We start from the raw sequence: 13,003 nt of genomic DNA, 5'->3' as shown, positions 1-13,003 counted from the left end.
ATCAGAAACCGTGGGCAGGTCTTTTTGTTGTTGCATTCGTTGCTTCGTTTATTTTTTTGCTGAGGGTTGGAATCGTTTCAGCCGCAAGGCATTTAATAAAACGGATACCGAGCTGAAGCTCATGGCCGCCCCGGCGATCATTGGATTGAGCAAGGGGCCGCCGAAAAGATGCAACACACCCATTGCGACAGGAATGCCTAAGACGTTATAAGCAAAAGCCCAGAAAAGATTTTCTTTGATGTTTTTGATGGTTGCCCGACTTAACTCGATCGCTGATGGGACGTCCATCAGATCGCTGCGCATCAGTACGATGTCTGCCGATTCGATGGCGACATCGGTACCAGAGCCAATCGCGATCCCTACATCGGCTTGGGCTAACGCCGGCGCATCATTGATCCCGTCACCTACCATCGCAACCTTTTGGCCTTTGGCTTGCAGGCCGGCTACTTTGGCGGCTTTATCTTCTGGCAAGACGTCACTGATTACTTCATCGATACCGACTTGTTTGGCGATGGCTTGGGCTGTCCGAGCATTGTCGCCAGTGATCATTGCTACGTACAAGCCCATTTGATGCAGACGTTCAATGGCTTTTCGACTGCTTTCTTTGATAGTATCTGCCACAGCGATGATCCCGATCGCTTCGCCGTCTTTGGCAACATACATCGGTGTTTTCCCTTCGTGAGCCAATTGTTGGGCTTGCTCGATCAGGCCATCGATGGCAACGTTTTGTTTTTCCAGCCATTTCTGGTTGCCTAATAGGACTGGACTGCCAGCAATCGTGCCTTGAATCCCATGCCCCGGAATCGCTTCAAACCCGTCAACTTCTTGCAGGGCGAGGGCTTGCGTGCGGGCTTCGATCACAATGGCTTCGCCTAATGGATGTTCTGAGCCTTTTTCAACAGAAGCCGCCAGCTGCAGCAATTCCGTCGGCGTGTGGTTGCCGGCAGGCAGGAGATCGGTTACGACTGGTTTGCCTTCTGTGATCGTGCCGGTTTTATCAAAGACGATCGTCGTCACGTTTCTAGCTGTTTCTAACGCATCGCCGCTTTTGATCAAGACGCCATTTTCTGCCCCTTTGCCCGCACCCACCATGATGGCGGTCGGTGTCGCTAATCCTAAGGCACACGGACAAGCAATCACTAATACAGAGATCGTAATGGTCAATGAGAAGATCCAGGTTTCTTGTCCTAAGAAAAACCAGGCAAGTCCTGCAAAAACCGCCAAGACCATGACAATCGGGACAAACACACCCGAAACTTTATCTGCCATGCGGGCAATCGGCGCTTTGGAGCCTTGGGCATTTTCTACTAACTGAATGATTTGCGCTAACGTTGAATCTTCTCCCACATTGGTGGCTTCGTATTGAAACGAGCCATTTTTGTTGATACTAGCGCCGATCACCCGATCACCGACTTGTTTTTCGATAGGTAAGCTTTCTCCGGTGATCATTGATTCATCGATGGCAGAGCGTCCTTGGGTAACGATCCCATCCACAGGAATCTTTTCACCAGGTCGTACGACTAAGATATCGCCGGCTGCGACTTCTTCAATACCCACTTCGACTTCTTCGGCTTGATTCCCGCTGCCGCGAAGCACGCGGGCTTTTTTCGGTGCGAGATCCAACAACTTCTTGATGGCTTCGGAGGTTTTGCCCTTTGAGACCGACTCAAGGTATTTTCCTAAGGTCACTAATGCCAAAATAACGGCGGCCGTTTCATAGTACAAGTGCATCGCATAGTGGGTCGTGCCCAGGTAGACCATCACGGTCCCATAAATACTATAAAAGAAGGCAGCACTGGTTCCCAATGCGACGAGGGAATCCATGTTAGGATGGCCTTTCCAAAGCGCTTTGAAACCAGCAATGTAAAAGGCGCGACCGAGGACCATCACCGGTAAGACTAAAATCAATTGAGTGGTAACGAAATTGACTGGATAGGCCATTGGATCTAAAAAGCCAGGGATCGGCAAACCGATCATTTCCCCCATCGTCAAATAGAACAAGGGGATCGTAAAGAGCGCCGAAAGCCAAAACCGTTGCCATAAAGCACGAATCTCTGCCTGTTTTGAATCCGCCTTGTCGGCAGAAGCGGTCGGCAGCTGTGCGTCATAGCCCGCCTCTTTCACGGCAGCTGCGATCTTCGCGGCGGACACTTGGTCTTGTTGATAGCTGACCGTCAGTTTTTCTGTCGCCAGATTGACGGAGGCTTGCTCCACACCCGCTAATTTTTGGACAGCTTTTTCTACTGTTTGGGCACAAGACGCACAGGTCATGCCCGAGATGGCAAAGGTCTCTTGTCTTTGAGAGCCGATCAGTTGATAGCCCGCTGCTTTGATGGCCTCAGCGAGTGTTTCTTCGGTGAGCTGCTGCTCATCATAACGAATATGTAATTTTTCAGTAGCCAAATTGACAGCTGCTTGGTCGACCCCCGCCAGCTTGCTGACTGTTTTTTCGACTGTCTGGGAACAAGACGCACAGGTCATCCCTTTTACCCCATAATTCTTTTCGATCATTGTTTCCTTCCTCCTTGCTTGCTATGCAAACCCATTCACCTTTTGTGTTTACAGTTGTAATCTTCTTCTACTTTACAATTATCGTTTACACTTGTCAACGATAATACTCAAAAAAAGGACGTTCTCCTTTGAAGCGGCCCAAAAAGCGAGACTTTTGGTCTACCTTTGGGCGGTCGCTACAGGTGGAACGTACTTTTTTCTAAGAAACGATCACTGCCGTTGCAGGGGTCGTTTCGCTTATTCAGGTATTGGCTTTAGGAGGCTAGCACTCTTGCCCGTTGGTTTTGATCAGCTCTTGATACCAGTAGAAGCTGTCTTTCTTGTAGCGTGCCAGTGACCCTTCTTGGGTTTCATCTTGGTCGACATAGACAAAGCCATAGCGTTTTTGGTAGCCGTTCAACCAGCTTAGCAAATCAGTGAAGGACCAGGTGCAATAGCCAAGAACTTCCGCGCCGTCGCTGATCGCTTCTTTGATGGCATGGACATGCCCTGCTAAATAATCGATGCGGTATTGGTCATGGATTTGGTGATCGTCTGTTAGTTTATCGTATTCACCAAGTCCGTTTTCCGTAATGATCACAGGCACCCGATAACGGCTAGTGATTCGGCGTAAAGCGATCCGCAGCCCTTGAGGATCGATCTCCCAATCCCAATTCGTCCGTTCCACAAATGGATTTTCAGCTTTTTTGAACATTCCTGGTGTCCCGGTTTCTTCGGAGCTACCTTTTTTCCCAGTGGTGTTCATTTTACCGGCACCGACACCATCTAATGGATTGTAGGCATTCGTTGCTGTTTGGTAATAGTTGATCCCTAAGAAATCTGGTTTTGCTGAACGCAGCAAGTCCATATCTCCTGGTTCAATCGTTGGTGCGATCCCTTGCTCTTTCAAGTAATTCATTGCGGCAATCGGGTATTCGCCCCATAGATAGACGTCTAACCAATAATGCGCCATCAAGTCTTCGGCATTTTCAGCTGCCAAAATATTTTTCGGGTCGCTGTTGATTGGGTAGTTTGGTGAGTAGGCGAAACTTGGTCCGATTTTCCCTGGGATTTTCATCTCATGGAACTTGTTGATCACCGACGCATTTGCCAAGTTAGCGATATGATTGACTTCATACATCCGTTTAGGATCGGTCACTCCTGGTGGATGGGCAGCTAAAAGATAGCCTAAAGAAGTAAAGATATTTTGTTCATTCAAGCTGACCCAATAGTGAACTTTGCCGCGAAAGGCTTCAAATAATACGGCCGCATAGTTGGTGAAATCTTCAATGATTTTGCGAGATTCCCAGCCGCCATATTCTTCTTGCAACGTACGTGGCAGATCCCAATGGTACAAGGTCACCATTGGTTCGATCCCTGCTTTAATCAGCTCATCGATCAATGCTAAATAAAAGTCTAACCCTGCTTGATTGACTTCTCCTCGTCCTTCTGGAAAAATCCGTGTCCATGCAATGGAAAAACGATAGGTTTTCAATCCTTGTTCTTTCATCAAGGCAACATCTTCTTTGAAGCGGTGGTAATGGTCGACCGCGACATCTCCGTTCGTTGCTTTAAAGGTTTTGCCTGGAATGCGGACAAAATCGTCCCAAACTGAAGCGCCTTTGCCGTCTTCTTGCCATGCGCCCTCTACTTGATAGGCTGCTGATGCTGAACCCCATAAGAAATCGTTGGGGAATTCTTTTAGTTGTTTATGATCCAATTGTTTCCCTTCTTTCTGTTTGATGATACCCCTTTCTTAAGTATACCGATAATTGCCTGATTTGTCATAAGAAGATTTTTTACCTGTGCCAAGAAAGCCGATGGCACGCAAAAAACATCCGTGCAAGCAGTGGGTTACTCCTTGTACGGATGCGGACTAGCTATGGATCATGCGTCAAATTGTGCCTGATAGAGTGAGGCATAACGCCCCTCTTTGGCTACTAACTCTTCGTGGGTCCCTTGCTCTACGATATTGCCCTGTTCCACCACGAGGATCGTGTCGGCATGTCGAATCGTGGACAAGCGATGGGCGATCACAAAGGAGGTTTTGCCTTTCATCAATTTGGTCATCGCTGCTTGGATCAGCAGCTCCGTTTGCGTGTCGACATTTGATGTGGCTTCATCAAGAATCAGCAGATCGGCATCTAACAGCATTGCTCGCGCAATCGTCAATAGTTGTTTTTGCCCTTGTGAAATACCGGTCCCGTCTTCAGAAATCAAAGTATCATAGCCTTTTGGCAGGCTCATAATAAAGTCATGGATATGGGCGGCTTGTGCAGCAGCTTGGACTTCTGCCATCGTCGCATTCGCCTTGCCGTAGGCCAAATTTTCAAAAATCGTTCCCGTGAACAGCCACGTGTCTTGCAGCACCATCGCATAGCTTTGCCGTAAGCTGCGGCGTGTCGCTTGGCGGATATTTTTGCCGTCTAACCGAATCGCTCCTTGGTCAGGGTCATAAAACCGCATCAAGAGGTTCACGATGGTGGTTTTCCCGGCTCCGGTTGGTCCGACGATCGCGACCAAGCTGCCAGCTGGTACTTGCAGCGAAAGGTCTTTGATGATGGGCTGCTGTGCTTGATAGCCGAAGGTCACATGGTCAAAGGCGACCTCACCAGACACCTCGTGGTATTCGTAGGCTCCAGGAACATCAGAAACTTCCGGTTCTTCATCCAGCAAACGGAAGATCCGTTCTGCCGCCGCCAATGCCGATTGCAAATCACTGAAGATGTTGGCTAACTCATTGATTGGTCCTGAGAATTTTCTGGAGTAAAGAACAAAGGAAGAAACATTCCCTAATGTCAGATGACCGAACAAAAACAGCAAGGCGCCAAACATACTGATCAAGGACAACGACAGATTGTTGATAAAGTTGATGGAAGGACCAGTCATACTACCGTAGTACTCGGCATTGTAATAGGCATCCACCGCTTCTTGGTTTTTTTCGTCAAAACGGCTGATGATCGCTTCTTCTTGGTTATACAGCTTGATCGTTTGCTGACCAGAAATAATCTCTTCCACAAAGCCGTTCAGCTCACCTAATTTGCGGGAACGACGGCGAAACAATGGTTGAAATTTGCTCATCAAAAAGCGGGTCAAAAAGATCGAAGCGGGAACCGTTACGACAAAAATCAGCACCAGCAGCGGCGAAATCAAAACCATCATCACAAACGAACCAATGATCGTCACAAGACTGCTGAGGACTTGAATGGCATCGCTGGCCAATGACGTATTGATGGTATCGACGTCATAACTGATGCGGCTGATGATATCCCCAGTGGCGACCCGGTCAAAATACCCCACTGGCAATTCGGTGATTTTATCAAAAATCGCCTTGCGCATCGCTGCCACCACCCGCTGACTCAAGCGGATCATCATGAGCGAAATCAGATAACTAAGAAGGGAAGACGCAAGATAAAACAGGAGCATCAGCCCACAATAAAAGAAGACTCGTTCAAAAATGACCTTGCCGGGACCCGGTTGAATAGCATCAATGGCGTACCCGGAAAGCAACGGGCCCACCAAGGCGAAGATGTTGCTGACCATCATTAAAATAGCGGCTGCCAACAGGAGTCCTTTGTACTCGTAGAGATAGCCCCACAAACGCCGGAGTGTTTTCTTGCTATCCTTGGGTTTTTCCGTTTTTTTCTTCGGCATCGTCGGCACCTCCTGTCTGACCTTGATAAATGGCTTGGTAGATCGCATTTTCTGCTAGTAATTCTTGGTGACTGCCAAAACCGTTCATTTGACCATTTTCCAGTACCAAAATTTTGTCGGCATGCTGGATCGAGCTGATCCGCTGCGCGATCAAGACCGTCGTCGTCTGTTGAAACTGCTGTTTCAGGACCTTGCGCAACTGAGCGTCGGTCCGATAATCCAGCGCACTGGCAGAATCATCCAAAATCAAAATTTCCGGATCCCCCGCCAATGCCCGCGATAACAAGACCCGCTGCTTTTGACCGCCGCTTAAATTGCTGCCTTTGGCATGCAGTGGATGAGCTAAGCGCATGGGTAGTTGATTGATAAACTCCTTGGCTTGGGCGCGAGCCGCCGCTTCTTCGATCTGCTCTTTGGAAAACCGCCGGCCAAAAGCGATATTTTCTTCGATCGTTTCCGCAAAAAGCACGTCTTTTTGTAAGACGACACCGAATAACTGATGCAGCTCCGTCGGATCGATGGAGCGAATGTCGCGACCAGCGATGCGAATCATGCCCTTCGTTGGGTCATAGAGCCGCAGCAGTAGTTTGACGATCGTTGATTTTCCACTACCAGTCGCACCGATGATCCCTAAGGTTTCTCCCGGCTGCAAGGAAAAATCGATGTCTTTCAGCACCCGAGTGCCATTAGGATAAGTGAAGGAAACTTTTTCAAAAACGATATGCGCCGACTCTTCTTTGACAGGCGCCTCAATGACTTGCATATTTTGCGGCAGGCGCAAGACGGATTGGATCCGATCGGCAGAAGCGAGCCCCTTCGACACGATTACAAAGATGCGAGTGATACTGAGCATGGCATTCAAAATGATCGTAAAATAGGTCAAAAAGGCAATGATGACCCCTGGTTGGGTCAACCCTTGATTGACGCGAAAGGCACTGACGACGATCACTAGCGTCAGTCCGATATTCAAAAATAGGTCCATCAGGGGTGGTGTCGCAGCCATGGTTCGATTAGCAGTGGTTTCCGCAGCTACTACGTCTTGATTGACGTGGTCAAAGCGCTTTTTCTCGTAATCTGCTTTAGACAAGGCCTTGATCACCCGAGCCCCAGTTACATTTTCTCGGACAGTCCGCACCAACACATCCACTTGCTTTTGCAATGAGGCAAACAAGGGGATCCCCCGTTTTGAGATGGTGACTGCTGCCACTAAAGTGAAGGGCAAGACGCCTACTAAGACCAGTGTCAAAACGGGATCTAATGTAGCAGTGATCATGATTCCCCCTAATAACAGAATCGGGGCACGAATCCCCATCCGTTGGATCATCCCTATCGTTTGATGGATGTTGTAAGTGTCTGTCGTCAAGCGAGACACCAAGGAAGGGATCCCGACTTCTTCGACTTGCGGAATCGACAGATAGGAAACTTTTTCAAATAAGTCATGGCGTATACTACCAGTGGTATCGCGAGCAACACTGGAGGCCATCCGATTGGCGATGATATTGGTGACAACTGCGATGATGGAGCAGACCACCATCGCCCCGCCCCAAGCAAAAATCGCTGATACTTGCTTCGTGGGAATCACAGAATCGATGATATACGCCAAAATCCAAGGCAATAGCAAGTCCATCAATGACCCGAAGAATTTGATGCTGACGCCAAGGGAAATGCGGCCGATATAGGGTTTTAAATATTGAGTCAAAAGATTCATTCCATCGCCTCAACTTTCGCTAAAAGCCGTTGGGAATTTTCTTTGACGATTTCCAGATCAGCGATCAACTGCTGCTGTTGGGCAGCAGAAAAACCTGCTACGACTTGTTCATTCCAGCTTTGAAGCAGCTGTTGGATCTTTGGTTGGACAACAAGTGCTTTTTCGGTTGGATAAACCAGTAATTGTCGTTTGTCGGTGGGACTGCTGGTTCTAGTGACAAATCCTCGTTCTTCTAAGATCGCTAGTTGACGGGCAACATTGCTTTTATTAACAAAAATCTTCTTGGCTAAGGCTTCTTGACTGATCCCCGGTTGACGGCAAATGTTTAAGATATAGGTATGATGCATCCCACCTAAACCAAATTTTTTCAGTTCTTTTTCCCGATAAAGGGTGGCGAGACGGGCAATATGATTGATTGAGCGGATAATGGCTTCCATGAGCACTCCTGCCTTTCTTGGTTCTTCAAAGTGTCTTATCTATTATAAGGAATAATCGTTGCGCACGCAACGATTGTTGTTTCTCTCGGAAAAAAATAGGTACACTGTTGCTGATCAACAAAAAAAGAACTTCAGCCCTCTCGCTGAAGTTCTTTTCTGATTCATTTTATTCAGATTCTTTCAATAAAGCTTGTACGACCTTACGACGACGATACAGCTGTCTTGTTTTCCAGCTGATAAAGCCGATGAGTAAAGCGATCCAAGAAATGATCGTCAGCCATAAAGCTCCGTCGAAAAACCAAGGTGCGTCATAGTCAACGACTAAGACATTCTCCCCTGCTTGCTGTTGGACAGAAACGGCACCAATGGCACTCAAAGAGACATCTTTCTCAGTTAGTGGCTGCTGATTGAGGGTCAATTCAGTATAGCGGTAATTGATGATCGGTAACGCCTTCCACGCCTCTTGATCACCTTGCCAACGTAAAGTAAGTTTCCCGTTTTCTACGGTTTTTGCCACGGTATCATTTTTTTCAATGATTTCTTCCCCGTACAAATTGTACTTGTTCTTCTTGGTCTCTTGATAGAGGGGCAGATAATCTGGGGTAGAACGTTGATACAGCGCTAATGCTAAGGACTTGTCTTTACTAAAATAGGCTTCCTTCAATTGCGCTTCAGATTCCGCCGAGAGATAGGTGTGGTTTCGCAGTGAAACTGCCGCTTCATCGGAGTGCCAGTCCTGCATTTTGACCGTGTTTTGGATCAGGATTTGACCAACACTCAAAACTAAAACGAGGACGAACCAACGCGGATTTGCCAATGGCTTGCCCCGATAATAAGGAACCAGCAGGCACAAACCGACTAAGATCAAAATCGTGGCAGGAACAAAGAACCGAAAAGGGAATTGTAGTAAATTGATCACACCATTGTCCAGACTGCCTAGCCATTGCCAAGGAATAGCGTTCGATGATAAAACGAAAAAGACCGCTGCAGCTGCTGTCATTAATTTGAAGCCGCCGGATAGACGAGGCCATACACGAATCGCACCGCAAAAGAACAAGGCACATAAGATTGGCAGCAGGTACGGAGTCGTCCACCAATAGCTGCTGGTTCCAGTAATGGTATTGTTCTGCATGTTGCGATTCACAAAAGGCGCGATCAACGTGTTACTCGTATAGAGATCCAACATCCCTAACCAAATATTGGCGGTCAGCAGCAAGAAAATCCCGATCGCTCCTGCTAAGCGCAGCACCAATTGTCGTTTTTCTTCGCCGGAAGTTCCAACAAAAAAGGCGCGTAAGAAAAAGGGCACATATAAGAGCACTAACAAGATGCTTGAAAACACATGGATTTGAAATAAGACTGCCACGGAAACCCCTACCGCAAAAGGCCGCAACCGTTTATGTTCCCCTAGTGCAATCAGTGGAATCAGACACAGCGGTAACACGGCTGCTCCCCAAGCAGAAAAGCCCTGCCGCTCAATCCAATACTGGACAGAATAGGTCGCCATAAACAGGATGCTCATCCCCACTGACAGCCAGCCATTGACTCGTAGTTTCTTTAATAAGCCAAACATCGAAAACCCTGCTAGCAGATAGAGCAGCCCATTGGCGAGCAGTTGGTAGGAAAACCACGAAGGACTCAGCAAGACCAGCAGACCTTGGAAATAGGCAAAAAAGGGACCGTATAATGCATTGACGATACGAGCAGATTGCTGAAACCCGTAGATAGAAAGAAAATATTGAAAATTGCCCTCTTTGATCTGCTGGCTGGTCTCATAAAAACGATTGAAGTGAAAGACCACATCAGAGCCCAAAATCATGCCTTGGCCTAAGATCTGCGGTAATAAAAAAACACCACTCATTGCAATCAGAATCACCACTTGCCAGAAAAGCGGCTTTTGTACTATTTTTTGTTTCAAAAAAAAACCTCCTTGCACCTTTTCGGTACGCTCATAAAAAGAGTACCAGATAGGGACGAGGAGGGGAAAAAGAAAGCTTAGTGAAAAGGGATACATGGTAAAAATTTAACCAATTACTAAACTTTTCTAGGTTTTAGGTGGTCGTTTCTTTGCTTTTTCTCAAATTTATTGGGTGATCGTTTGCCAGCTTTCCAGTAGTTCGCTTAAAAGCGGGACGACCGTTTCTGCAGGGGCTGCCTCTTTTTGGACATTGGCACTGACTAGCTGATCGTACATATAGCCATACAGCTGATCGAGATCTTCAGCAATAGCGCCGCCTTGCTCACGGTCTAAAGAGACCCGTAATTCCAATAAAATATTCTGCGCCTTGACAAATTGCTGATGGGCTTGGCTCAACTCTTCTTTTTCCAATGCGATCACTGCTAATTTGATGTTTTTGATGGCTGCTTGCAACAGCATTTCAATCAGTTTGTTGGGGGAGGCACTCATTACTTGGTTCTGCAGGTAGTTGTTTTGCATTTTTTGATAATTCATCTTTTTTTCCTCACTATAAATCAAATTCGACGAAGGCGGCACTGTCTTCTTGCTGCAAATACGTTTTGACAAGATTGTTTTTGCGGTTCAAACGCCCCAATTCTTGTTTGATCTCTTGCTGCTGGGCTTTGACCTGGTCTAGGAACGCTTGATACGCTTGGATCACTTGTTGCGCCAATGCACTGGTTTGTGGACTATGGCTCTGTTCTTCTGCTTGCATGGCTGCTATGACCGCTGCATTGGCTGCCATCAAACGACCGGCTTCTTCGCTGTCGCCGCGCCATTTTGCAAACCCAGTTAAAATCTGATTCAAACGTTCATCTAATGATACGTGTGGCTCCATAGGTTGTTTCCTTTCTTGTTGACGAGGGTTTCTTATGCGAATGAAAAAATGACTGCTTTAATCGGCTACCCTGCCTAGTTTGACGTATTGGCAAACTGATTGCTTAGGTAACTCAGCTGATTTTCAGCCTCCATCATCACGGAGTCTAATTTGGTAAACATTGTGATGTAACGCTCTTTTTTCATTGCTAAAATATCATCAAACCGTGTAATCTGTTTGTTCAAATCCTTGATGGTACTGTCATAGGTCGCAGATTTGGTGGCAATGATCCCTTTATTGGCTGAAGTATTGACGACATAGCTGTTGGCTAATTCTTTTAGCGCTAATGTATAGCCGGTCTCTTTCGTACTCGCAGTGCCATCGGCTTCTTTGGTTTTCGTACTTGCATAAAAGAAGGACTTCACAGCAGCGGGATCTTCCGCTAAGGCTTCTTTTAACTTTGTCGTATCCAGTCCCAATGTACCATCATTATCAACGGTGGAGATACCTAGCTTATTGGCGGTCAGCTTTGAGCCGCTGACGGCTGGAATGGTGATCAAATTTCGCAATTGGGTCTGTAGACGAGTCAACGCACTGTCTCCCACCAAGGTCCCCGTCTTGTTGTTTTCACTACTAGGATCTCCCACGGTCAAATTGTCGCCGATAAAACTCATCAAGCTATTGTATTGATCCACTAATCCTTGCACTGCATCAACGACTTTCGAGGTATCATTGGCTAAAGAAAGCGTCACATGCTCCTCGCTTTTTTTCGCTAACGTCAGCGTGACACCATCGATAACATCCGTCACACTATTGCTGTCGCGGGTGATCTCCATGCCGTCTAGTTCAAAAATAGCCGGTTGGCCTTGCGTCGTAGCCGCAGTTGAACCGATCCCTAATCCTTCGGCGGCATTGCCGTCGATCAAGAAGTTTTTGTCGCCCATTTTGGTATTCGTTAAAATCAAACGGTTATCCACGATGCTCGCTGCAACGAAGGTCGTCTTGCTTTGGCCATTGATCTTAGCTGCCACATCTTTTAAGCTGTCTTCGGCAGTGATCTCGATCGAAGCGGTGATCGGTTTGCCATCTTCATCGACTTCCGAACTGGTCAATGAGAGCTGACCACTGACATTTAGGGCCGTTTTGCTGCTTTGAGCTACTTGACTCCCCGTCACCTTCGTGGCTGTTGCTAGTTGGTTGACTTTTAGATCATAGGTGCCTTCTGGGGCTTCCGTTGTTCCTGCAATTGAAGCGATACTACTATTGGTGGTCGTCGCTTTTTTTGTTTGATAAGCATCATCTTTTTGTAACGCATCGACTTTTGACAAAAAGTTAGTCAAGCGAGTGCTGATATCACTCCATGCCGTTTTTTGTGCTTTAAGCGACGTGATTTTATTCTCAGCACGGGTCTTATTGATCGCATCTGCCGCCAATAATTTTTCAATATCTTCTGAAGTCACGCCAGAATAACTCCCTAGCGTTGTACTGATTCCTGAACTGCTGGTTACACTTGCCATAGTTTCATCCCTTTCGATCGACCGCAATGCCCATGTCATCCCATATTTTTCCAATCACATCTAGCATGTTGGCTGGTGGGATCTCTTTGATCACTTCGTTGGTCTGCATATCCACTAAACGCACCATCGTACGCCCTGTGCGCTCATGTACTTCATAAGCCAATTTCATATCTTTGCCAAGTAGTCGCTGATTCACTTCCTCCACGGAGGCTGCGATCTTGTGCTGATCGGCTACTGAAAAATAGCGGATCGGCGGTTCAGTGACCACTGTCCGTTCCTTTTTCTCCGCCAGTTTCCCCTCTTGGTGTTGCGGCTGAAGGTTGGCGGTCTCTGGATCTAGGGATTCGATCGGACGTGCTTTAGCGACCGACGCAACGGCTTCGATCGGGTGTATTCCTGACATTGGCTGAATATCCATCAGAG

At 47.2% G+C, this 13,003-nt stretch carries 10 protein-coding genes; all 10 read right to left on the bottom strand.

Annotation, left to right across the window (positions count from 1 at the left end; translation table 11 throughout):
• Positions 1-48 precede the first annotated feature (48 nt).
• Positions 49-2,511, bottom strand: a complete 2,463-nt coding sequence (locus tag ACIPK1_RS08610; protein ID WP_016619548.1) for a heavy metal translocating P-type ATPase — start codon at positions 2,509-2,511, stop codon at positions 49-51.
• Between the two features lie 262 nt (positions 2,512-2,773).
• Positions 2,774-4,210, bottom strand: a complete 1,437-nt coding sequence (locus tag ACIPK1_RS08605) for a glycoside hydrolase family 1 protein (protein WP_008376556.1) — start codon at positions 4,208-4,210, stop codon at positions 2,774-2,776.
• A gap of 167 nt (positions 4,211-4,377) precedes the next feature.
• On the bottom strand, positions 4,378-6,144 hold the full coding sequence (locus ACIPK1_RS08600; RefSeq protein ID WP_016611591.1) for an ABC transporter ATP-binding protein: 1,767 nt from the start codon (positions 6,142-6,144) through the stop codon (positions 4,378-4,380).
• Positions 6,110-7,852, bottom strand: a complete 1,743-nt coding sequence (locus tag ACIPK1_RS08595) for an ABC transporter ATP-binding protein (protein ID WP_016611593.1) — start codon at positions 7,850-7,852, stop codon at positions 6,110-6,112. The genes ACIPK1_RS08600 and ACIPK1_RS08595 overlap by 35 nt, the downstream gene beginning before the upstream one ends.
• The gene (locus ACIPK1_RS08590) at positions 7,849-8,289 is read right to left on the bottom strand and encodes a MarR family winged helix-turn-helix transcriptional regulator (protein WP_016611594.1); all 441 of its coding nucleotides are present in this window, start codon (positions 8,287-8,289) and stop codon (positions 7,849-7,851) included. The genes ACIPK1_RS08595 and ACIPK1_RS08590 overlap by 4 nt, the downstream gene beginning before the upstream one ends.
• 166 nt (positions 8,290-8,455) lie before the next feature.
• Positions 8,456-10,207, bottom strand: coding sequence for a hypothetical protein (locus ACIPK1_RS08585; RefSeq protein ID WP_008376564.1), 1,752 nt, complete (start codon positions 10,205-10,207; stop codon positions 8,456-8,458).
• Positions 10,208-10,372: 165 nt separating this feature from the next.
• Positions 10,373-10,741 (bottom strand): flagellar export chaperone FliS, encoded by a 369-nt coding sequence (fliS, locus tag ACIPK1_RS08580; RefSeq protein WP_008376567.1) that lies wholly within the window; start codon positions 10,739-10,741, stop codon positions 10,373-10,375.
• Positions 10,742-10,754: 13 nt separating this feature from the next.
• Positions 10,755-11,084: a hypothetical protein gene (locus ACIPK1_RS08575; protein ID WP_008376569.1), complete on the bottom strand. Its 330-nt coding sequence runs from the start codon at positions 11,082-11,084 to the stop codon at positions 10,755-10,757.
• Positions 11,085-11,158: 74 nt separating this feature from the next.
• Positions 11,159-12,580: a flagellar filament capping protein FliD gene (fliD, locus tag ACIPK1_RS08570; protein WP_016611598.1), complete on the bottom strand. Its 1,422-nt coding sequence runs from the start codon at positions 12,578-12,580 to the stop codon at positions 11,159-11,161.
• 4 nt (positions 12,581-12,584) lie between these two features.
• Positions 12,585-12,998 carry a flagellar protein FlaG gene (locus tag ACIPK1_RS08565; protein WP_301387482.1) on the bottom strand — a complete coding sequence of 138 codons (414 nt, stop codon included), beginning with the start codon at positions 12,996-12,998 and terminating at the stop codon, positions 12,585-12,587.
• Positions 12,999-13,003 lie beyond the last annotated feature (5 nt).

The organism is Enterococcus sp. NPDC086594, from assembly GCF_044746145.1.
Classification (GTDB): domain Bacteria; phylum Bacillota; class Bacilli; order Lactobacillales; family Enterococcaceae; genus Enterococcus_D; species Enterococcus_D entomosocium.
The sequence above is the reverse complement of the archived record's forward strand: the minus strand, read 5'-3'. Positions and strand labels throughout refer to the sequence as shown.